Annotated in this window: 20 protein-coding genes; 13 read left to right on the top strand and 7 right to left on the bottom strand. The window is 68.5% G+C overall.

From position 1 onward, the window contains the following. Positions 1-18 precede the first annotated feature (18 nt). Entirely contained in the window at positions 19-588 is a 570-nt protein-coding gene (locus tag ABEB12_RS23445) for a TetR family transcriptional regulator (RefSeq protein ID WP_185065958.1), read from the bottom strand. 153 nt (positions 589-741) lie between these two features. Here ABEB12_RS23445 and ABEB12_RS23440 point away from each other — a divergent pair, with 153 nt between their 5' ends. Then, a complete protein-coding gene (locus tag ABEB12_RS23440; RefSeq protein ID WP_185065959.1) occupies positions 742-2385 on the top strand; it encodes a GMC oxidoreductase in 1644 nt (547 codons plus the stop codon). A 111-nt stretch (positions 2386-2496) separates the two neighbouring features. Here ABEB12_RS23440 and ABEB12_RS23435 read toward each other — a convergent pair whose 3' ends face one another. The 3 genes from ABEB12_RS23435 to ABEB12_RS23425 form a co-directional block, all read right to left on the bottom strand. Beyond that, positions 2497-3948, bottom strand: a complete 1452-nt coding sequence (locus ABEB12_RS23435; protein ID WP_221498809.1) for a SulP family inorganic anion transporter — start codon at positions 3946-3948, stop codon at positions 2497-2499. A gap of 241 nt (positions 3949-4189) precedes the next feature. Continuing rightward, positions 4190-6664, bottom strand: coding sequence for a PEP/pyruvate-binding domain-containing protein (locus ABEB12_RS23430; RefSeq protein ID WP_345703076.1), 2475 nt, complete (start codon positions 6662-6664; stop codon positions 4190-4192). Then, positions 6639-7088, bottom strand: coding sequence for a MarR family transcriptional regulator (locus ABEB12_RS23425; protein ID WP_221498810.1), 450 nt, complete (start codon positions 7086-7088; stop codon positions 6639-6641). Before ABEB12_RS23425 ends, ABEB12_RS23430 begins: the two co-directional genes overlap by 26 nt. 214 nt (positions 7089-7302) lie before the next feature. Here ABEB12_RS23425 and ABEB12_RS23420 point away from each other — a divergent pair, with 214 nt between their 5' ends. From ABEB12_RS23420 to ABEB12_RS23410, 3 genes are all read left to right on the top strand, one after another. After that, a complete protein-coding gene (locus ABEB12_RS23420; RefSeq protein WP_185065962.1) occupies positions 7303-8493 on the top strand; it encodes a cation:proton antiporter domain-containing protein in 1191 nt (396 codons plus the stop codon). A 151-nt stretch (positions 8494-8644) separates the two neighbouring features. Further along, positions 8645-9925: a TrkH family potassium uptake protein gene (locus ABEB12_RS23415; RefSeq protein WP_345703075.1), complete on the top strand. Its 1281-nt coding sequence runs from the start codon at positions 8645-8647 to the stop codon at positions 9923-9925. A 7-nt stretch (positions 9926-9932) separates the two neighbouring features. Continuing rightward, positions 9933-10583 (top strand): NAD-binding protein, encoded by a 651-nt coding sequence (locus ABEB12_RS23410; RefSeq protein WP_185066218.1) that lies wholly within the window; start codon positions 9933-9935, stop codon positions 10581-10583. 21 nt (positions 10584-10604) lie between these two features. Here ABEB12_RS23410 and ABEB12_RS23405 read toward each other — a convergent pair whose 3' ends face one another. After that, positions 10605-11831: an FAD-dependent monooxygenase gene (locus ABEB12_RS23405; protein ID WP_185065964.1), complete on the bottom strand. Its 1227-nt coding sequence runs from the start codon at positions 11829-11831 to the stop codon at positions 10605-10607. Further along, positions 11831-12634 (bottom strand): DUF4118 domain-containing protein, encoded by an 804-nt coding sequence (locus tag ABEB12_RS23400; RefSeq protein WP_185065965.1) that lies wholly within the window; start codon positions 12632-12634, stop codon positions 11831-11833. Before ABEB12_RS23400 ends, ABEB12_RS23405 begins: the two co-directional genes overlap by 1 nt. A 436-nt stretch (positions 12635-13070) precedes the next feature. On the opposite strand from ABEB12_RS23400, the gene ABEB12_RS23395 reads away from it, so the two are divergent. The 6 genes from ABEB12_RS23395 (at position 13071) to ABEB12_RS23370 (ending at position 17131) form a co-directional block, all read left to right on the top strand. Continuing rightward, positions 13071-13565 carry a MarR family transcriptional regulator gene (locus tag ABEB12_RS23395; RefSeq protein ID WP_185065966.1) on the top strand — a complete coding sequence of 165 codons (495 nt, stop codon included), beginning with the start codon at positions 13071-13073 and terminating at the stop codon, positions 13563-13565. 58 nt (positions 13566-13623) lie between these two features. Continuing rightward, complete coding sequence (locus tag ABEB12_RS23390) at positions 13624-14493, top strand: ABC transporter ATP-binding protein (RefSeq protein ID WP_345703074.1); 870 nt, start codon at positions 13624-13626, stop codon at positions 14491-14493. A gap of 53 nt (positions 14494-14546) precedes the next feature. Next, positions 14547-15248: a fluoroquinolone export ABC transporter permease subunit gene (locus ABEB12_RS23385; RefSeq protein ID WP_185065968.1), complete on the top strand. Its 702-nt coding sequence runs from the start codon at positions 14547-14549 to the stop codon at positions 15246-15248. Further along, entirely contained in the window at positions 15245-16018 is a 774-nt protein-coding gene (locus tag ABEB12_RS23380) for an ABC transporter permease (RefSeq protein ID WP_185065969.1), read from the top strand. Before ABEB12_RS23385 ends, ABEB12_RS23380 begins: the two co-directional genes overlap by 4 nt. Positions 16019-16198: 180 nt before the next feature. Further along, the gene (locus tag ABEB12_RS23375; RefSeq protein WP_185065970.1) at positions 16199-16504 is read left to right on the top strand and encodes a DUF3040 domain-containing protein; all 306 of its coding nucleotides are present in this window, start codon (positions 16199-16201) and stop codon (positions 16502-16504) included. Positions 16505-16672: 168 nt separating this feature from the next. Continuing rightward, on the top strand, positions 16673-17131 hold the full coding sequence (locus ABEB12_RS23370) for a CBS domain-containing protein (RefSeq protein WP_185065971.1): 459 nt from the start codon (positions 16673-16675) through the stop codon (positions 17129-17131). A gap of 312 nt (positions 17132-17443) precedes the next feature. Here ABEB12_RS23370 and ABEB12_RS23365 read toward each other — a convergent pair whose 3' ends face one another. Continuing rightward, positions 17444-18064 (bottom strand): hypothetical protein, encoded by a 621-nt coding sequence (locus ABEB12_RS23365; protein ID WP_185065972.1) that lies wholly within the window; start codon positions 18062-18064, stop codon positions 17444-17446. Between the two features lie 240 nt (positions 18065-18304). Between ABEB12_RS23365 and ABEB12_RS23360 the strand changes: the two genes are divergently transcribed. From ABEB12_RS23360 to ABEB12_RS23350, 3 genes are all read left to right on the top strand, one after another. Further along, the gene (locus ABEB12_RS23360; RefSeq protein ID WP_185065973.1) at positions 18305-19348 is read left to right on the top strand and encodes a PhoU domain-containing protein; all 1044 of its coding nucleotides are present in this window, start codon (positions 18305-18307) and stop codon (positions 19346-19348) included. A 413-nt stretch (positions 19349-19761) separates the two neighbouring features. Continuing rightward, positions 19762-20508: a hypothetical protein gene (locus ABEB12_RS23355; RefSeq protein ID WP_185065974.1), complete on the top strand. Its 747-nt coding sequence runs from the start codon at positions 19762-19764 to the stop codon at positions 20506-20508. A gap of 69 nt (positions 20509-20577) precedes the next feature. Next, on the top strand, positions 20578-21552 hold the full coding sequence (locus ABEB12_RS23350; protein ID WP_185065975.1) for a hypothetical protein: 975 nt from the start codon (positions 20578-20580) through the stop codon (positions 21550-21552). The last annotated feature ends 12 nt before the right edge of the window (positions 21553-21564 follow it).

Here is a 21564-nt window from a genome sequence, read left to right as displayed (position 1 = left end):
TTCCTGGCCCGGGCTCGCTCACCGCCGTGCCACCGGGTTCACCGTGCGGACGATTGTCTCGAGCAGTTGGCGGATCTCGGTGAAGGGCATCAGCCCGGCGCCGGCGGCGACCATGGCCCCGGCGAACGCGAGCCGGATGGTGGTGCGGGCGTTCTCGGTGAGCTTGTCGCGGCAGACCTGTTCGAACTGCTGGTCGAAGTGTTGAGAGAACAGCTCGCGGACCCGTGCGGTGTCCGGGTCGTCGCCGAGGAACACGCAACGGAGTGTGGCCTGCATCTGTGGATCGGCGGCGATGACGGCGGCGTAGCCGTGTAGGAACTCGGGCAGCCGCTGCTCGATGGGCCGGCTGTCGCCCGTGTCGATCGGCGGCAGGTCCCGCAGGTGGCGCAAAAGCACCGAGGCCAGCAGGTGCTCCTTGGAGGAGAAGACCTTGTAGGCGGTCGCCGGGGAGATGCCGGCCCGGGCCGCCACCAGCCGCACGGTCAGTGCCGCCGGCCCGGAGGCCCGCAGCTCGGCCGCCGCCGCATCGAGCAGGCGCTCGGTGGTCGGTTCGCGGACGCCGAACCTGCGCGGGATTGGACTGGCCACACCCCTCAACGTAAGGGACCTTCCCGACCGCCCCACGAGCGGGGGGACACCCATGTGAACAGTCGAATAGACAACTGTCTACAGTTCGGCACCCACACCAGGTGTGAGCGACACGGCACACCGCGTGCCGATCGCGGACGGAAGGGGAGGCCCATGGCCACAATCGGTCGCCGCTCACTGCTCACCGGCGCGGTCGCGGCCGCCGGCCTGTCCGTGCTCGGCGCGCGGCTCGGCGCGAGCGTCCGGCGGGTGGCGCTGACCCGCGAGGAGCACCGGGTGGTGGTGATCGGGTCGGGTTTCGGCGGCGGGGTGACCGCCCTGCGGTTCGCCCAGGCCGGGGTGCCCGTGCTGGTGCTCGAGCGGGGCATCCGCTGGCCGACCGGCCCGAACGCGGACACCTTCCCGCGTCCCACCAGCTCACCGGACAAGCGGATCTTCTGGCTCAACTCGGTGGCCGAGCCGCTGGACGGTGTGCTCGACCCGGTGTCCGCGCTGCTGGGCCGGGCGGCCGGGCCACACGCCGGCCTGGTGCGGCTGCCGGAGCTTCCGGTCGGCCGCTACACCGGGCTGCTGGAGCGCGTGGCCGGCGACGGCATGGACATCATGTGCGCCGCCGGCGTCGGCGGGGGCTCGCTGATCTACCAGGGCATGACCCTGCAGCCCTCCGCCGAGGTCTTCCACGCCACCATGCCTGAGCAGCTGGACTACGCCCGGATGGACCGGGTGCACTACCCCCGGGTCGCGCGGATGCTGCGCATCGCCGTGGCACCGGATGAGCTGATCGCCAGCAAGACCTACGCCGCCGCGCGGGCGTTCGCCCGGCACACCACGGACGCCGGCTTCCGGGTGGAGAAGATCCCCATGCCGATCGACTGGAGCTTCGCGCTGCGCGAGCTCAAGGGCGAGATGAAGCCCTCCTACACCAACGGCGACTGCGCCCTCGGGGTGAACAACGGCGGCAAGCACTCGGTGGACGTCACCTACCTCGCCCAGGCCGAAGCCACCGGCCGCGTGCGCGTGGCCACCCTGCACAACGTCACCGACGTGGTCCGGGCCCGCGACGGCCGCTGGGAGATACACGTCGACCGGATCGCCACCGACGGCACGGTGCTGGAGCAGAAGATCATCACCGCCAAGGCGCTGGTCATGGCGGCCGGCACCGCGAACACCTGCCGCCTGCTCATCCGCGCCGCCACGCTCGGCACCATTCCCGACCTGCCCGACGGGCTCGGCGAGAACTGGGGAACCAACGGCGACCGGATCTGCACCTGGACCAACGCCGTCGACGACTTCGGCACCCCGCAGGGCGGGCCGGTGGTCTACGGCAGCAAGGACTGGGCGGACCCCGCCACCGCGAACACCATCATCCAGGCCTCCCTGCCCCCGCTGCCCAACCTGCGCACCACCATGATCGTCGGCTACGGGGTCAGCAGCGGCCGGGGCCGCTTCGCCTGGGACCCGGTACGCGGCGAAGCCGTGCTGCACTGGCCCCGGGACGCCGACGGCACGCTGACCCGCCGGATCGGCGAACGCATGCGGCACATCACCGGCCCGGGATCGGTCGTCCTGGACACCACCACCGTGGCCCCCACCACCTGGCATCCGTTGGGAGGGGCATCCATGGGCCGGGTGTGCGACCTGGCCGGCCGGGTCCAGGGGCAACGAGGCCTCTACGTCCTCGACGGCGCCCTACTGCCCGGCACGGCCGCCGCATGCAACCCGTCCATGACCATCGCCGCCGTCGCCGAACGAGCCACCGACGAGCTCACCGAACACGACGTCGACCACGTCTTCTGAAACGGTCCACGCCCGACGACACGCCGCGGATCGTGGGGCTGGTCGATCCGGCTGACCTGGGCTGTGGCTGTCACGGCCCGCGTCAACAGTCGTGCTGGGGCCGTTGGGTTGTTAGTCGCGGTCTGCGATGGCGGCTCCGACTTTGTCACGTTGCTCTTCGTGTGCGAGCGCGATGAGGGTGTTCTCGAGGTGGGGCGGCAGGTCTTTGATGTCGAGGTCGATGCCGGTGCGGTGTGAGTGTTCGATGAAGGTCAGGAGGGCTTTTGCTCCGGACAGGTCCATGTAGCTGACCTTGTGCAGGCTCAGGGACAGTTTCGAACCGAGGTTGCTCAGTGTGTGGAACACGCGGTCGACGGACAGGAACGACAGGGGTCCTTCGATGCGGTAGGTGTCCGTGTCGTGCTGGACGATGACGGCCCGGTACTGGCGGGAGTTGATCGCGTGGATGAGCAGCGACAGGGCGACACCGATGACGACGGCCACGGTCAGGTCGACGAGCACGGTGACGAGCATGGTCGTGAACATCACCGCGACGTCGCCTTTCGGTGAGGTGTGTGCTTTGCGCAGGCCGTCCCAGTCGAACATGCCGATCGCGGTGACGATCAGGATTCCCGACAGCACGGGCAGGGGGATGTACTGCACGATGTTGCCCAACCCGGTCACGAGGGCGAGGAGGATGACGCTGTGCGTGGCGGCCGACAGCGCGGTGCGGCCACCGCTCTTGACGTTGACCACGGAACGGACGGTTGCCCCGGCGCTGGCCAGACCGCCGAAGAGGCCGCTGGCGATGTTGCCGAGCCCCTGGCCGACCAGTTCCTTGTTGCTGCGGTGTCGGGTGCCGGTGATGTTGTCCATGACGACCGAGGTCAGCAGCGAGTCGATCGAGCCGAGCAGCGCGATGCTCAGCGCGGGCAGCACAAGGGAGAGAATCAGCGAACCGCTGAGCTCGGGAATGGTGATCGTCGGAACTGACTCGGGGATGTGGCCGATGTAGTCGATGGCCGAGTTGAGCAGGACCGGTCCGATGCGTAGGTCGTGCAGCAGCGAGTCGGTGAGCTGCAGCGCCGCGGTAATGGCCACGAGCGCGACCAGGCTGGACGGAATTGATTTGAGCACGCGGGCGGACACGAGCATGAACACGATCGTGATGGCCACGACCAGGAAGCTGTTCCGCACCTGGTCTATCTCGCCGAGGATGATGATCAGAGCGATTCCGCCCATGAACCCGGAGATCACCGGGTGGGGTATGTAGCGGATGAGTGCTCCGACTCGGCACAGCCCGAACAGGATCTGGAACAGGCCGGCCATGATGAACGCGACGAATCCGGCTTCGAGTCCGTGCGCGGCGATCACTCCGGTGGCCACGACGGTGATGGGGCCGGTGGGGCCGGTCACTTGGGCTGGTGTGCCGCCGAAGATCGCGGCGAACAGCCCGGCGAAGATCGCTCCGTACAGTCCGATGAGGGCGCCGTCGGAGGTGCCGGTCGCGGTGATGCCGAAGGCGATCGCCAACGGCAGGGCCACGATCGCCACGGTCAGGCCGGAGAGAACTTCGTTGGACATGCGTCGGAGCATGGGTCGGCGCCTCGTTTCACGGTGTTGCCTCGGCCCACCGTGAGCCGAGCTGCCGACCAGACTTCCCGGCGCTCCTACCCGTCAAGATCCCGTAAAGATTGCACCGGGGCAAGGTCGAGAACTCCGACGAGCGCAGCGGAGCCTCCCCACCACGGTGTTCTCGGCACGACTGTGCCTGACCTCACCCGAGGGCGCCGCCGCGCTGGAGAGGCGAAGGATGCCGCCAGGGCTACTGGATTTGTACGGTTCCGGCGGCGCCGTCGATGGTGATCTGTTGTCCCGTGGTGATGAGGTGGGTGGCGTCGCGGAGGCAGATGACGGCGGGGATGCCGTATTCGCGGGCGACGGTGGGGCCGTGCGCGGCGGGTGAGCCGGTTTCGGTGACCAGACCGGCGGCGGTCATGAACAGTGGTGTCCAGCCGGGGTCGGTGGTGGGGGCGACGAGGATCTCGCCGGGTTCGAGGTGGGCGTTGGTGGGGTCGCGGATGACTCGTGCTTTGCCGGTGGCGGTGCCGGCCGACGCGGCCATGCCGACCAGCACACCGTCGGCCGCGGGTGGGGTGGGGGCGAGGGTTTCCAGGTCGGTGCCGTCGGACAGTAGCGCGCCGGGTATGCGGGTTCGGCGTAGTTCGCGCTGGTAGCTGGCGCGACGTTGGGCGGTGAGGGCGCGTTGGTCGGTGCGGTGGTGCACGGCGGAGTGGGTTTCGGCCAGGTCGAGGAACATGATGTCCTCGGCGCGTTCGAGCAGGCCCGCTTCGGCGAGGTCGGCGCCGATCAGCAGCAGCTGGCGGCGGGTTTCGCGCAGCGGGGCGAGCCAGGCGAACTTCCCGATTTCGCGCAGGCCGCCGAGGGTGCGGGCGCGGCGCATCAGCACGCCGGCGAGCCGGCCGCGCAGCGGTCGGGTGGGCCGGGCGCGGTGGGCGAGTTGGGCGATGGTGGTTTCGGCGGTGGCGGCGGCGCGGGCGAAGCGCTGTTCCGGGCTTTGCTGGGGGTCGTCGAGCCGCAGGTAGTTGGCGAGGGTGGCGAACAGCGGGGTGGGGTCTTCCTCCCAGCGGGGGAGGCCGACGTCGATCTCGCCGGCGGCGCGTCGGCCGTAGGTGCGCAGGAACTCGCCCAGCCCGATGTCGGGCAGCGTGTTGTCCCGGTAGCGGGCGGCGAGTTGCTCGGGCGATGTGCCGGTCAGTAGATCGCGGTGGTCTCGCGCGCCGTCGGCCAGCCGCCACAGAGCGAGATCCATCTCGGTGGTGATGTTGTGGGGCATGCCGCCGAGGGTGAGATCCAGCTCGCCCGGTGAGGCGACCCCGTTCAGCAGGGCGGAGGGTGCGCCGGACAGCAGGAGCGAGGTCATCAGCGGCCAGGTCAACGTCATCATCTCTCGGCCCATGATCGGCTGTTGGGCGTCGTGGATGACGTAGTGGAGCCGTTCGGCGGCGGTGGCCAAGCCGCCGGGACCGGTGGATCGGGCGGCGATGTCGTGCATGGCCTGGATCGCGCGGGCACGGGCGCGGGCGGGGCGGACCACGCTGCGGGTGATGCCTACCAGGGCGCCGGGCGTGAGCCGAAGCGTCATCTTGATCGCGGTGGCCGGCCGGAACGGCAGTCCGCGCCGGGGGGCGAACCGGGGGTCATCCAGGAGGTGCTCGATGACCTGGCGGACCCGGGGGCCGTAGATCTCCATCGCCTGGGGTAGGCGGGCGCGGGTCCAGCGGCTGCGCAGCAGGTCGGTCAGATCGGCGTAGGCGCGGCCACCGATCGGGACGATCCGGGTGATGCCGTGCAACGGATCGACCGGTACTCCCATCGCGGTCATCCACATCGCGGCGGCCAGCTTCAGCACGCTGAGCCCCATCGGGGTGAACGGGCGCAGCATGCCTTGGATGTGGCCGAACTCCAGGTAGACGTGCGGCTCCCCGTCGGCCGTCTCGGGAGGCTGGGGGAACAGCGTGGTGATGGGGCGAGACTGCAGCAGCCAGAGCACGCCCTCGGCGTCGAAGGCCCACTCGATGTCCTGCGGCGCGCCGAACCGGGCCTGCAGGCACTGGCCCACCGCGCCCAGTTCGTCGAGCTGTGCCTTGCCCAGGCAGCCGCGCTCGGCCCGGTCGCGCTCGGCCCGGTCGCGCTCGGCCGGCCACAGGTAGTGGTCGGGGACGACGCTGCCCTCGACGATCGCGGTGCCCAGGCCCGGGGCGGCATCGATGACCATCCGCGAGCGGCTGCCGGTGACGGGGTCGGCGGTGAACAACACCCCCGCGACCCGGGGGTCGACCATCCGCTGCACGACCACCGCCATGGCGACGCGGTCCTGGTCGATGTTGTTCGCCTCCCGATAGGCGACCGCGCGCGCGGAGTGCAGCGAGGCCCAACAGCCGCGTACCGCCTCGACGAGCGCCGCCTCACCCTCGACGTTGAGGAAGGTGTCCTGCTGCCCGGCGAAGCTGGCCTCCGGCAGGTCTTCCGCGGTCGCGCTGGACCGCACCGCGACCCGGGCGCCGGTATCGGCTCCGTGGCCGGTGGTGAGCGCGCGGTACGCGGCGCGGAGTTCTTCGTCGGGAACGTGGCCGTCCAGGTAGGCCCGGGTGGTCAGGCAGAAACCGTCCGGCACCCGTTCACCCGCTTTGATCATCTCGCCGAGCGCGGCGGCCTTCCCGCCGACCAGCTCGAGCATGCCCGGGTCGATGTCAGCCAGATCGATCACGTTCGTCACGGATCCTCCTCGCCGCCTTGGCATACAGCTCCATGCCCTGCATGGTGATCTCCCGCTCGTCGGGAGTGAGGTGGTTGAACAGCTCCAGCTGCGCCTCGATCCGCACCAGCCGCAGGCGGCGCAGCAGTTCCGTTCCGGCCGGGGCGATCCGGATCCGGCGCGCCCGCCGATCCGCGGGGTCCTCGTAGCGGTCGGCCAGACCACGCCGGACCAGGCCGTCCACGATGCGGCTGGTCCGCGAGACCGAGCGGTTCAGGATCTCGGCGAGCTGTTTGACCGTGGGCTCCTCGCCGCGCTCCAGTACCTGCAGCAGCACGCTGTCGAGCAGGCGCAGGTCATCGCTCTCCCGCATCCGCACCAGCGACGGCAGCAGGTCCCGCTGCATCGACGCCAGCAGCTCCAGCAGACGCTCCCGCTCATCCACGGTGTGCCGCTCCGCACTAGTTGCTATCTAGCAATAATTGCTAGAACAACACTACTCGGCCGGCGCGGCGAAGCAACCCCCGGCGGTCCACGGGTGCCTCGACGAGGCCGTGAGCGCCGTGGAACGACCGGATCAGTCGGCGGTCACCAGCGGATCTACAGTGGGGCCGCGCTGGCGGCCGGCGGAACGGGTAATCGAGTGAGAGGCGGCATGCATGCTTCTGGTCCTGGCGTTCGGTGCGGTGCTGCTGGTCAGCGTGTCGCTCTCCGGGCTGGCCGCGCGCACGGTGTTGTCCACGGCGCTGTTGTTCCTGCTGGCCGGCGCGTTGCTCGGTCAGGGTGGCCTGGGTGTGGTGGCGGTGCATCCCGGGGACCCGCTGGTCACAGCGCTGGCCGACATCGCGCTGTTCACCGTGCTGTTCACCGACGGCCAGCGGGCCAATCTGGCGGCGTTGCGGGAGAACTGGCGCCTGTCGGGTCGGGCGCTGGGCCTGGCCATGCCGTTGACGATGGTCGGTATCGCGGTGCCGGCGCATTTCCTGGTGGGGCTGGACTGGTCCACCGCCCTGTTGATCGGCGCAATCCTGTCGCCCACCGACCCGGTGTTCGCGGCCGCGATCGTCGGGCGCGTCGACGTGCCGCTGCGACTGCGGCGGCTGTTGAACGTCGAGTCCGGGCTCAACGACGGCCTGGCGCTGCCCTTTGTGCTGATCTTCCTGGCCACCGCGAGCCACGCCGAGGCCGACCTCGGCACGGTGGGCCTCGAGCTGGCGCTGGGCCTGGCGCTGGGTGTGGTGGTGCCCGCGCTGATCGCGCTGGCCTGGCGATCACGGATCCTGACCGCCGAGCCGCGCCTGCAGCCGCTGGGGCCACTGGCGATCGCGGTGCTGCTGTATGCCGGATGTCACCTTACCCACGCCAACCCCTACCTGGCCGCGTTCGCCGCCGGCGCGACCCTGGCCACCCTCGACCAGGTTTCCGCCGAACACTTCGAGCCGCTGGGTGACCTGCTGTCGGAGATCACGAAGTTCGCCGCGCTGCTGGTGTTCGGCGCCTTGATCACCCCGGAACGGCTGTCCCACATCAGCGTCGGCGGCTGGGTGCTCGCGGTCGCGGCGATCATCCTGGTCCGCCCCGCCGCGATGTTGCTGTCGCTGCTGCGCACCCCGCTGTCGCGCGGTGAGCGACTCACGGCGGCCTGGTTCGGTCCGAAGGGCTTCGCCTCGGTGGTGTACGGCCTGCTCGCGCTGCAGGCCGGCATCGCCGAGAGTGAGCAGGTGTTCGATCTGGTCGCGGTCACCATCGCGCTGTCGATCGTGTTGCACTCCTCGACCGATGTGCCGGTGGCGAAGGCGTTGCGGGTGCGGCCGCCGGACAACCTGCCCAGTGGGCGGGCGGAGGTGTAGCCCCGCGCGGCGTTCTGCGAAGCTGTGGCCCGTGGGCGCCGCCGATACCTCGCCAGCGAGACGTGGCCGAGAGCCCGGGGTTCTTACCCGGCTGCGTCGGGCCGGGTTCGGGCGTAAGCGCCCCGCCTTGCTGGTGGTGCTCGGTTTCCTGGTGCTTGTGCTTGTGGGCACGGTGTTGCTGTCCATGCCGTTCGCCGTCGAGGACGGGCAGGCACCGGGGCTGATGACCGCGGTGTTCACCGCGACGTCGGCGGTGTGCGTGACCGGCCTGGTTGTGGTGGACACGGCCACGTACTGGTCCACCGCCGGCGAGCTGATCATCTTGGGTCTGATCCAGGCCGGTGGGCTGGGCATCATGACGCTGGCCTCGCTGCTGGGGCTGCTGGTGTTCCGACGTTTCGGGCTGCGGATGCGGTTGACCGCGCAGACCGAGACCAAGAGCATCGGGTTGGGTGAGGTTCGGCGGCTGGTCGGCCGGGTGATCCTGGTGTCGCTGATCTTCGAGCTGGTGCTGTGGGTGATGCTCGCCCTGCGGCTGTATGTCGGTTATGACCGCCGGGTCGGGGCGGCGGCGTACGAGGGGTTGTTTCATTCCGTCTCGGCATTCAACAACGCCGGGTTCGCGCTCTACAGCGACAGCTTGATGGGGTTCGTGACGGACCCGTGGATCTGCCTGCCGATCGCCGTCGCGGTCATCGTGGGTGGGATCGGGTTTCCGGTGGTGCTGGAGCTGTGGCGCCGTTTCCGGACGCCGCGCGCCTGGTCGCTGCACACGAAGATCACCGTGCTGGCCACGGCGGTGCTGCTCGCCGTCGGCACTGTGTTGATCACAGCCCTGGAATGGGACAACCCGAAGACCATGGGCGCGGCGGGCTGGTCGGACAAGCTGTTGGCCGGGTTCTTCGCGAGTGCCTCGGCGCGCACCGCGGGCTTCAACAGCCTCGACGTGGCCGGTATGGAGCCGGCCACCCTGCTGGTCCACGACATGCTGATGTTCATCGGCGGTGGGAGTGCCGGAACGGCGGGCGGGATCAAGGTGGCCACCTTCGCGCTGCTCGCGTTCGTCATCCTCGCCGAAGCGCGGGGGGAACCCACCGTGCACGTGTTGGGCCGGAAGCTGTCTGACGGTGTGCAGCGCCAGGCGCTGACGATCGTGTTGCTGGGCATCGGCCTGGTCATGAGCGCCACCGTCGCCCTGCTGGCCGTCACCTCGCTGGACCTGGACCAGGTGCTGTTCGAGGTAGTCTCCGCGTTCGCCACGGTCGGACTGTCCACCGGCATTACCGACGACCTGCCCGTTTTCGGCCAGCTCGTGCTGATCGTGCTGATGTTCGTCGGCAGACTGGGACCGATCACCCTGGCCACCGCGATGGCGCTGCGCGAGCGGGTGCGCCGCTACGAACTACCGGAGGAGCGGACGATCGTTGGCTGACAAGAACATGGACGACCAGATCGTCGTCATCGGTCTCGGCCGCTTCGGCACGTCGTTGGCCGTGGAGCTGGTCACCCGCGGCTGCGAGGTACTCGGCATCGACTCGGACCCGAAGATCGTGCAGCGCTTCGCCGATGACCTCACCCACGCGGCGGTGGCCGACACCACCGACCTGGAAACCCTGCGGCAACTGGGCGTGCACCAGTTCACCCGCGCGGTGGTGGCGATCGGCACCGACCTGGAAGCCAGCATCCTGACCACCTCACTGCTGTCTGACCTGCACATCCCGCACATCTGGGCCAAAGCGACCAGCCGGGAACACGGCCGGATCCTCGAACGGGTCGGCGCGCACCACGTGGTGCTGCCCGAGCACGAGATGGGCGAACGCGTCGCGCACCTGGTCACCGGCCGCATGCTCGACTACATCGAGCTCGAAGACGACTTCGCCCTCGCCAAAATCCCGACACCGAAGGAAGCGGTGGACATCCCCCTCGGGCAAAGCCAGCTTCGCTCCAAGTACGGGGTGACCGTTGTGGCGATCAAACGCCCTGGCGAACAGTTCACCTATGCCACCGCCGACACCGTCGCCAGCCGCCACGACCTGCTGGTCATCGCCGGCGCCCGGGACAAGGTGGAACGCTTCGCCGAGCTGTCGTGACCACCGGACCGGGCAGCCCGGTCAACGCACGGTGGGATACCGCTTCAGCGTGATCGAGTTCAGTGCGCGCGCCGGGCCGCCCTGCAACTCGCCGAGCCGGCGCTGCACGGCGGCGGGCAGCCGGGGCAGGACGCGCATCATGTTGGCGGCCAGCCACACCTGGCGGGCGGTGTTCGGGATCAGGGTCCGCATCGAGGCCGGGCCGATGGCGCGGCTGTGGCGGATGAACTCGTTCATCTCCCGCTGGTAGCCGGCATATCCGGCGGCATGGTCGTCCCGGGCGGCCGCGAGCTCACCGGCGAGCACGTAGGCCCCGACGAGGGCGACGGTGGTTCCGCCGCCGACAGCGGGGCCGGGGCTGTAGCCGGCGTCCCCGACCAGGCACACGCGGCCCTTCGACAGCTGCCGCATCCGGATCTGGCTGATCGAGTCGAGGTAGAAGTCGGGTGAGTGGTCCATCTGCTCGAGCAGCCGGGGGATCTCCCAGCCCTCGCCGTCGAACACGTGGCGGAGCAGCTCCCGCTGCTGTGTCGCGTCGCGGTGGTCGTAGGCGAACTCGGTGGCGCGGCGGAAGAAGAACCCGGCCCTGGCCTGCCCGGTCTGCCACACCGTGTGGAGCGCCGCCATCTTGCCCGGTGTGGTGTAGATCCGCATCCGGTCGGTCGGCCCGCTGTAGGTGGGCAAGGTGAATACCGAGAAGTAGCCGCCCAGGTAATGCCGGAAGGCCGATTCGTCGCCGAAGGCGAGGCGCCGCACGTTCGAGTGCAGCCCGTCGGCGCCGATGACGAGGTCGAAACGCTCTGGGGGTGCGTGCTCGAAGGTCACCTCGATGTCCTCGTCATGGTCGTCGATCGCGGTGATCGAGTCACCGAACAGGTAGCGCGCCCGGTCCTGGGTGGCCTCGTGCAGGATCGCGGCCAACTCGCCGCGCATGATCTCCACGTGGCGGTCGGAGATCCCGGCGGCCAGCTCGGCGAAGTCGACCTCGATGGGCGGTTTGCCGGGGCGTTCGAACGCCAACAGGTCCGTGCGGGTGCGTGCCGCGAGCACCTGGGGGAGCACCCCCATCCACTCGGTGACCTCCACGGCCGGGCCGAACAGGTCCACCGCATGCCCACCCAGGCCCCGCCGTAGCTGGGGGGTCTGTTCCACCACGGTGACCTCGTAGCCGTAGCGACACAGCCAGTAGGCCAGCGCCGGCCCGGCCACGCTCGCGCCGCAGACCAGGACGGTGCCCGGTCGCGACATCACGGCCTGGCGTCGTCAGGTCGTTCCGGCAGGTGCTCACCGGGCGGATGCTGGGAGGGCGTGGTCATGAGCGCGGCACCGATCTGGTTGGCCAGCGCCACCGCCACACGCAGCTGCTCCCGGGAGGGGTGCACGACGTTGCTGGTGGAGGTGAGCAGGAACCGGCCGTGCACGACGCCACCGCTTTGCGCCAGGACCGCGATCTCCGTGTCGGTGGGCAGGCCCAGGCGCCGCACGTCGATCGGGCGCGCATTGTAGGTGACGCCGCCGTCCTCCTCGATGGTCGCGAGCACCAAACCGTTGCCGGAGTCGAACCGACAGCGGTCGATACCTAGCACCTCGACGATCTGCGCACACACGTTGCCGATGAGCGAGTCGGTGGACGAACGGCCCGCGCTCACCGCCGAAGCGGTGCGCAGCACACCATCCAGGTAACCCTGCTCGCGGCTGGCCCGGGCCTGCTGGCGGCGCCCCCACAGCGCGATCTCCGCGACAGCCGCGCCCACGCCCATGAGCAGAACCGCCGTCTCGATGTCCGCCGGATCGGTGATGGTGAACCGGTTGTAGGGCTCGGTGAGGAAGAAATCGAACCAGACAGCGGCCGACAATGCCGCGACGAGCCCAGCCGCGCGGATGCCGGTCGACGCCGCCGCCACGACCAGCAGCACCAACCCGAGCGCGGCATTGGTATTCGCCACACTGTCGCGGAACGCGCTGAGTACCGCGCACCCGGCCAGCGGCAGCAACCCGGCGACCACGACCACGTGCGCGCGGTGTGTGCCCAGCACGGACTCGATCCGCATCCATCCGCCCCGACCCCTGCTCACCGCACACCACCGAGGTCACGCGGCGCGGCGACGAGATCCACGAGGCGGTGTCGCCTCGCCCTGACGGTGCCCGGAACCAACCTTCGGGCCACGCTCCCGGAACGGGTGGCTATGCCGCTGTCTGTCACCAGAACTCATCTCGATCTCATCATCGCCGGGGGCCGCTGTGGACGGTCGGCGGTTGTTCGACGAGCAGAGCACTGCCCTGAGCCTTCGGTCGTCCGCGGGCGTGGCTCCCTGCCGTTCCCATGGTCACAGCCCCGGCGCTGACCCGACAAGCGGATCGTCCCGGCGAGCCGCGTTAAGGGCGTCAGGATCTCGTTAAGAGCCCGACGGGTCCTCGACCACACCCGAAATCTGGCATAAAGTTTCAGAACATTCTGAAAGTTCCGGTTCGAGGGAGTGCGCTTGCGTGGACGTGTCTGAGCGCGGGCCGTTGCACGAGTACGCCGACGAGGTGGGCTTGTTCTTCGAGAGCACCGGCCTGCCCCGCGTGCCGGGACGCATCCTGGGTTGGTTGTTGGTGTGCGAGCCCGCGCATCAGTCGGCCGAGGAGCTGATGGAAGCGCTTCAGGTCAGCCGGGGCGCGGTGAGCATGGCGATGCGGATGTTGCGCACCGCCGGTGCGGTCGAGCGCCACCACGTGCCGGGTCAGCGGCGGGTGTTCTACCGGATTCAGCCGGGTTTCTGGCTGCGCGAGGCCGAGGACAAGGCGCGGCTGGCGGGCCAGTGGCGCAAGCTCACCGAGCGCGGCCTCGATCTGGTGGCCGGTAAGCCGGCGTCCTCGAGCGCGCGGCTGCGCGAGGCCCACGACATGTATGCGTTTCTCGAGCGCGAGTACGCCCGGATCAAGGATCTGTGGCTGCACGAGCGCGAGACCCGACAACAGCGGGAGGGGCAGCCGTGACGAGCCGCTCGTCGAACCGGGACGCGAAAGAAATCGTGGGAACGGGGTGGGAGCACAGGTGAGAGCCGATGTGGTGGTGGATGTCGCGGGCCTTACCTTCCGCTATCCCAGGGCCGCGCACCCGGCGGTGCGCGGGATGACCTTCACGGTGTCGCGGGGCGAGATCTTCGGTTTCCTCGGGCCCAGCGGCGCGGGAAAGTCCACCACGCAGAAGATCCTCACCGGGCAGCTGGCCGGCTACGGTGGCTCGGCGGCGGTGTGGGGGCGCGAGCCCGGCGCGTGGGGACCGGAGTACTACCAGCGCATCGGGGTGTCCTTCGAGCTGCCCAACCACTACCTGAAGCTGACCGCGCTGGAGAACCTGCGGTTTTTCGCGTCGCTGTACGCGGGCGAGACCGAGGACCCGATGAAGCTGTTGGAGCGGGTCGACCTCGCCGAACACGCGCACACCCGGGTGGGCAAGTTCTCCAAAGGGATGGCGATGCGGCTGGTGTTCGTGCGCGCCTTGCTGCACCGGCCCGAGTTGCTGTTTCTCGACGAGCCGACCTCCGGGATGGACCCGGTGAACGCGCGCCGGGTCAAAGACATGATCCGCGAGCTGCGCGACGAAGGGCGGACTGTCCTGCTCACCACCCACGACATGGCCACCGCCGACGAGCTGTGTGACCGGGTGGCGTTCGTGGTGGACGGCGGGATCGCCGCGTTGGACTCCCCGGTGGAACACAAGATCAGCCGCAGTCGGCGCAGCGTGCGGGTCACCTACCGCGCGGACGGCGAGCTGCGCACCGCCGAGTTCGGCCTCGACGCCCTGGCCGGCGACGAGGGCTTCCGCGCGCTGGCGGCCCGCCACCACCTCGAGGCCCTGCACAGCCAGGAAGCCAGCCTCGAGGACGTGTTCATCGACGTCACCGGGCGGTCACTGCGATGAGCGCCGCGGCCAAGCCCGCCGGCCCGGCTGTGTCGACCTCGACGTTAGGGATCATGAGGGCCGGGTTGCTGCTGGATCTGCGCCTGCAACGCCGGCACGGCTTCTACTACGCGGCCGCGTTCACCGCCGCGCTGTGGGTGGTGGTGTTGTACCTGCTGCCGGACCCACTGATCGCCCCCGGCATGCCGTATGTGATCTTCGGTGACCTGGGCATCGTCGGGTTCTTCTTCATCGTCGGCGCGATGTTCCTGGAACAGGGCGAGCGGACGCTGTTCGCGCTGTTGCCCACGCCGATGCGGTTCGGAACCTATCTGGCCGCGAAGCTGACCAGCCTGACCGGGCTGGCGCTCGCGGCCAGCCTGATGGTCACCCTCGCCCGCTACGGGCTCGGGTTCGAACCGGTGAGCTTCGCCCTGGGCGTCGTCTACACCTCGGTACTGATGATGTTGATCAGTTTCTGCACCGCCGCGCTGTATCCGTCCATCTCGGAATGGTTGATGCCGTCCCTGATCCCGCTGGTGATCGTGAACCTGCCACTGCTGGACTACTCCGGGCTGTGGCCGGGCCTGTGGCTGTATGTGATCCCGACCGAAGCCCCGCTGCTGCTCCTCGGCGCCTCGTTCCACCAACTGGAGCTGGCCGGCTGGCGGCTGGCCTACGCGCTCGGCTATCCCATCCTGTGCAGCGCGCTGCTCGCGGCACTGGCCCGGCGGATGTTCTACCGGTACATCGTGGCGCGGGAAGGCTCCTCATGACCACCAGCCATCCCCGGACCGCGGCGACCGCGGGATACGGTGCGGTGTTGCGGGCGTTCGCCCGCAACGACACCCGCAACATCCGGCGCGACTCGATGCTGATCGGTGTGTTGTTCGGCCCGTTCGCCTACGCGTTCGCGCTCTGGTTCGTGCCCCCACTGACCCGGTTCGCGGCCACCGAGTGGCGGTTCGACCTCACGCCCTATCACCCACTGATCGTCAGCTCGTTCACCGTTCTCGGCCCCGCGGCGGTGCTGGGCAGCCTGTGTGGACTGCTGCTGCTGGATGAGAAAGACCAGCACACCTTGGCCGCGCTGCGGGTCACCCCGGCCCCGCCGGCCGCCTATCCGGCCTACCGGGCGGCGATGACCGTAGGCCTGGTGACCGCAACGACGGTGCTGGTGTTGGCGCTGTGCCGGCTGGTACCCGCCGCCGTGGTGGCTCGGGGTGCGGCCATCGGCCTGCTCGGCGGCCTGTTGGCGGTGGTCATCGCGCTGCTCATGGCCGGCCCGGCGAACAACAAGGTGGAAGGGCTCGCGCTGGGCAAAGCGGTGAGCATGCCGCTGATGTTCGCGCCGCTCGTGCCGTACTTCTTCCTCGACTCGCCGTGGCAGCTGGCGTTCGGTGTGCTGCCCTCCTACTGGCCCGCGCGCGCTCTGTGGGCGGCCATGGACGACGGAGTGTTCTGGCCCTACATCGCCGGCGGCCTGGTCTACAACCTCATCCTGGTGTCGCTGTTGGTGCGGCTGTTCGCCTACCGCTTCCGGTAACGCCCACATTGCCCGCGGGCGACGGCCGTGACTGCCCGGGTGCTCGGTCATCGCTGGTTGCGGCTGGGGATGCCGCTGGTGGCGGTAGCCAGCGGCGCCGGCCCCGTTCTATGGTGCGGACGGGTGCGCCGGGAAGTCTGGTCGGCAGTCGGCTTCGACGAGCGCGAAAGGTCGCCGGCCATGACCGCACCGTCTCCTCCGCGACCGGACGAACCGGTTCCGTTGTCTGGCCGGGAGCAACGGGTGTTCGCCGCGATCGAGAACGAGTTCCGCGCGTCCGAACTGGCTCGTGTCGAGGACCGGTGGACGTCGGTGCGGTTGTGGGTACCGGCGTGGCCGGGGTGGTTGTCGCTGTTGCTGGTGACGGGGCTGTTGGGGATGGTCGGGGGTTCGCTGCACACGCCGGTCGCCTCGATGATCCTGGCGGTGTTCGTGATCGCGATCGGGGTGCCGGCCGTGTTCTGCTGGTTCGTCGGCGGCCGGTAGGTCGCGAACGACGCCCGTGTTCAGGAGCGGGCGAACCGGGCGTTGTGCTGCTCGCGCGGCGGCCCGCACCAGCTGCCCGGTGATCAGGAACCCGGGGATCACGAAGAACACGTCCCGGCCGGGTGCGGACGCCTCCCACGGGTCGGGGGCGGGCATAGGGTGTGGGGGGTGAAAGCTCGTGACTTGGCTCAGCCGCTGCCCACGGTCACCGTCGACTCGGCGGCGTTGGAGGCGGCGCGGCTGATTGCCGAACGGCGCCTGCCCGGCATCGCGGTCCTGGACCACCAGCAACGTCCGGTGGCGTTGCTGCCCGCCTCGGACGTGCTGCGCGCGGTGGTCCCCGAACCGGTGCTGGATGATCCCTCGCTGGCCGGCGTGGTCGACGAGGCCAGCGCCGACCGGCTGTGTACCGAGGGTCTCGGGCGCAAACGAGTGGCGGATCTGATGCGGCCGGTCCACCAGCGGGTCGAGCTGGCCGCCGTGGAACCGCACGACACCGTGGTCGAATGCGCCGCGTTGATGGCCCGGCTGCACAGCCCCGCCGTGGTCGTCATCGACAACGGGGAACTCGTTGGCGTGGTCACCGCCGCGCACCTGCTCGAGGTCCTGCTCAACCGCCCGGGTTGACCCGGGGCTCGGGCCATCACCCTCACCGGCACCAGCTCAGCCGGCCAACGCGAAGTAGCGCAGCCACACGTAGCCACTGGCGATCACCAGCGTCACCGCGGTGATGACCAGCCCATAGCGGGTGCCCCCCTTCTGCTGATCATTGGCCTCACCTCCGCCTTGGATCTCGAGTCGGGGTCGACCAAGTCCCGCTGACCGGTAGATTTCGCGCGATCACTGTCCGCGGTCGCAGGATGGACCGCGTCGCGGGAGCGGCTGCGCCTCACGGCGACCCGTGTGACGACGGGTGCGCTTCTGGTCCTGGCCCGTCCATCATCCGTACGTTGCTCGTAGGGCGTCGTAGCGTTGTTTGAGCAGGTGATCTCGGTTCAGCGGGGAGTGTGCTTCGTCGGGTGCGAGCCGGTGACGGATGCCGACCGAGGTGAGCACCCCGAACATGCGGACCAGGTGGATGATGCGCAGGTCGTCTTCGTCGGTGGCGCCCAGCTGCTCGGCGCCCACCAGGGTCAGGGCGCGTTCCAGAGCGCGGACGTCACGGTGCAGTCCTGCTCGCTGGGCGGCGTGGACCAGGTCGTGACGGATGGCGGCCGGCCCCAGTCCGCACAGCCGGGCGAAGCCAAGCTCGTCGAGCGGGAACAGCCGGTCGTGCTCGCGCAGGTAGGCGAGCTCCAGTGCGCGGGCGTGGCCGTGGGTGCAGTACTGGCAGCCGTTGACCAGGGAGATGGCCACGCACAGCAGGTGCGTGCGGATCGGCCCGAACGTGGCCAGCGTGCGCTCGTAGCGCGGCATGTTGCCCAGGAACCAGCCCAACGCACGCCACGGGCCAAGTTGCCCCACGGCGGGCGCGATCAGACGCGGTGGGAATCCCCACAGCAGCGTGCACACACCTTCCAGCAGCCGCGTGACAGCTCGTGCCCGCACCTGGGCTGCCATCGAGATCTCCCGCTAGGTGGCCGAACGCTCACGCTGAGCAATCCTTGGCCATAACGTACTACCGACGGGGGACACCAGATCGACCGGTCCCATTGCCCACCGAGACCAGTGGCGTGGTGCACGGCCGGCCCCGCCCGGTGTGGGCGGGACCACGGTTTCGCCGGGCGCCGGGTGATCGTCGCCGTTACCGCTGCTCGGGTCGATGGCAGCGGCGGTCGGCATACCTCTAGAGTCTTCCGAGTGCGTGAGCAGCGTCACGACGTCACCGCCCATGTGGGCGATGAGCTGGCCATCATGTGCGGGTTGGTGTGCCGGTCGATGCAAGACGCCAGCCACGCGGTCATCCGGACAGACCTGACCCTCGCCGAGCGGGTCATCACCGCACACGCACAGATTGCGCAACGCGGCACCCAGTGCGCGCGAAGCACCTGCACCCCTCAGGCGCACCCGCCGGTGCTCGCCGACCGCCGGATCATGGCCACCGCGATGACCGCCGCGCACAAGATCGTGCGGATGGGTGAGCTGGCCTGCCAGGTCGCCGACATCGCCCGCGAGCGTCACCCCCAGCCGGCGCTACCCGCCGCGCTGCGCGAACCGCTCACTCGAATGAGCCAGCTCGCGATGCGGTCGGGTCGCCATCTCGAACAAACCCTCGCCGCCCCGGTCGGCACGTATCTGCCCGCGCTGCAACGGGTGAATGACGAACTCGACTGGCTCCAACAACACCTGCTCGACACCCTCAACCGCGCCACTCCGCACTATCCCGCGCAGACCGGGACGCAGATCACCACGCTGGCACGCTGCTACGAACGGTTCGCCGATCACACCGTCTGCATCAGCCGCTACCTCGACCACAGCACCGACGGAACCGAGGCCGCTGAGTCCTCCTGGCGATCAGACACCGGGATGCTCGGCATCCCGGTCCCAGAATCAGCGCGGAAACCGGCGCTGAGAGCTGCGGCCGCGCCCGCGTCGCACCTCGCCCCCTTTCTGGCGGAGCACCCGCTGACCAGGTTCCTTCGTGCCACCGGCTCCGCCGAAGGGGTCCTTGCCCGGCATCAACGCGGCGAGCACGGCCAGTGCCTGGGATGCAGCGGGACCCAGCACGTGGAATACCCCTGCACCCAGCACGTGCACGCCACCCTGGCATTACAGCCGCCACCCCCAAACCGACATGATCACCCCGAGCCGGACCCAACGGACCCGACACCTTTCGACGGCACCGCATCACCGGCACGGCGTCGGCACCTGCGGATCGCTCCTGTTCCGCCTGACGGTTCCTAACACGCAGGTCACCGAGTCGAGGGCGATACCAACGCCGCCAGATTGGACGCCGGTGCACTAAGCACCCGTGTCGTGTCCGCTGCCTGGCACGGACGCCCACCCGGGGATTCGCCGAACGGCCACCGACCAAGGAAACGACAAAACGATGAGAGAAATCACCCGACAGACCAGTGAGATAACCAGAAGATCCGCTGGTCGCCGCCAATGGAGGCGGTGGTCGCCGAAGCAACGCCGGCCCGCCCACGACGGTCCCCGGATGACGGTCGAGCTCGGGATCCTGACCGGCGCGATCACCGGGCCGGCCGTCTGGCCGGTCACCGCGAGCGCCCCATGCTTGGGCACCGGCGGGTGTCACGACACGCCGCGCGAGCGTGCCCAAAGACGCTTGAACACGGATACGGAAGATGTAGCGAGTGCGCAACAACCTGGTGTCCGAGGCCGGAGTTGCACATTATTCACCCGGGTCGAGCACGTGGGAGCGAGCTGAGTCCCGAGGCTCGCCACGTGAGCACCACAGATCGCATCGCGCCACGCGCCAGCTCTCGGAGGCAGACGGCCATCAGCACGACTCGCACGACCAGCAACGTGGTTTCACGTTTGGTCAGAGGTCTGACGCCGAGGCGAAGCTGCGCAGGTTCCAAGCTGCCATCGCGTCCGGGATCGACCCGGCAGCGCTGGTCGAAGTGACCAACGCCGCGCAGAAGGAACGAGCCGCGGCCCGTGCCGAGTTGGACGGCACGCCGTCGCCGGACCTGATCACCGATGCCGAGGTCTACGCGATGGTCGACGCACTCGGGGACGTGGACGCGGCGGTGTCCGAGAAGAATCCCACCAGGCTCGCGAACCTCTACTCGAACGCTGACCTGCAGGTTCGGTACTTCCCGGCCGAAGATTCCGCTGAGCTGCGCATTGGCTTGGGTACACGGGTGAATAAAGTTGGTGTCCGAGGGTCGAGTTGCGCCAATTCCCGCCGCCTTCGGCACGGCAGAGCGGCCTTGGGCACTCCGAAGCCGACTTCACCTCGAAGGAGCGTGCCTTCTAGTCGGGGCCGCCCAAGGGAGCCAGACATGATCGCGAATAGGCCTCTGAGTGTCTGTGCGGCCACGGTGTACAACCTCCATGGCTCGTGCTCGCCGTCCGACTCGCTGCTGCAGCAGTGATCTCAGCGTCAGAGGCAACCGCTACCGTTCACGGTTATCGTCGCTACGTGACATCTTCAAGGGGGATACATGGCCGAATCTGCCGAGCACGCATTCCTGTCAGAGACGGCAATCAGAATCATGGAAGAGTCGGCCAACGCCCAACTCTTCTCGTGCTTGGAATCTGGACGTAAGCGTTTCGACTTCGCATGCAACCTTACGCGCGACTGGACTCGCGCCGTTTCAGGACAGACGCTCTGGAAACACGATCGAGATGGAATTGACAAAGACCTGAGAACTCTGCTGACTGACGGCGAGGCATCCGCGGCGGTATACGTCGTGCGAGATTCTATGAAGAACCGTGACCGTGTGGATGAAATCATCCGAGACTACAGGAACACCTCTCTGCGTGTGAGCCTCTCTAAGCTAAGGATCTTTCGAGTTCCCGCCGATTTTGACGCCGACGATGAGCGCGCTCGCGAAGTAGTGCGTGACGGGCTCCGGCGCGACATCTATCAGGATCTTCTTCTGCAGGTCGCGTTGGGAGGCATCACAGCGCAAGACGTGAGGAACTTCGCCAGCTCCGGCCGCGTGGGTTCTCCGGTCTGGATTCTTAGTCGGATCGATAACGACGGATACCTCGACAACTATACGAATGCCTCAAAACGTTACCGGATGGGAATCCCAGCCTTAAAAGAAGAACTTCTAAGGCTGGAATCGGCCGGGATGGTATCGCGGGAGGAAAATGCACTTGGACTGATTCAGGTTACTGAGAAGGGGTGCGCAATGCTGGATATTTGCGCGCGCCTCTACGAATATCTCGCCGGAAAGGTAGGCGGGAACAAGGAGTTCTTGTACGTTTGTAGACTGCTGGGGATGGATTTCTCGACGCTGGCGAACGGCGGACAGGCGGTGAATTTCGAGTTCTACGAGGCCAATAGGAAAAAACTCCCTTTCGGGCATGGTGCCGATAATGCAGCGTTGATGCTGACATGCCTCTACTATTCTTCGCAGCACGGGGAGATCGAATGGCGCCCGCCATGCTTTACCCTGCCACGTAACTAAGAGCTCCCACCG

Origin of the sequence: Actinospineispora eucalypti (assembly GCF_039543365.1) — a bacterium.
Taxonomy (GTDB): Bacteria; Actinomycetota; Actinomycetes; order Mycobacteriales; family Pseudonocardiaceae; genus Pseudonocardia; species Pseudonocardia eucalypti.
The sequence above is the reverse complement of the archived record's forward strand: the minus strand, read 5'-3'. Positions and strand labels throughout refer to the sequence as shown.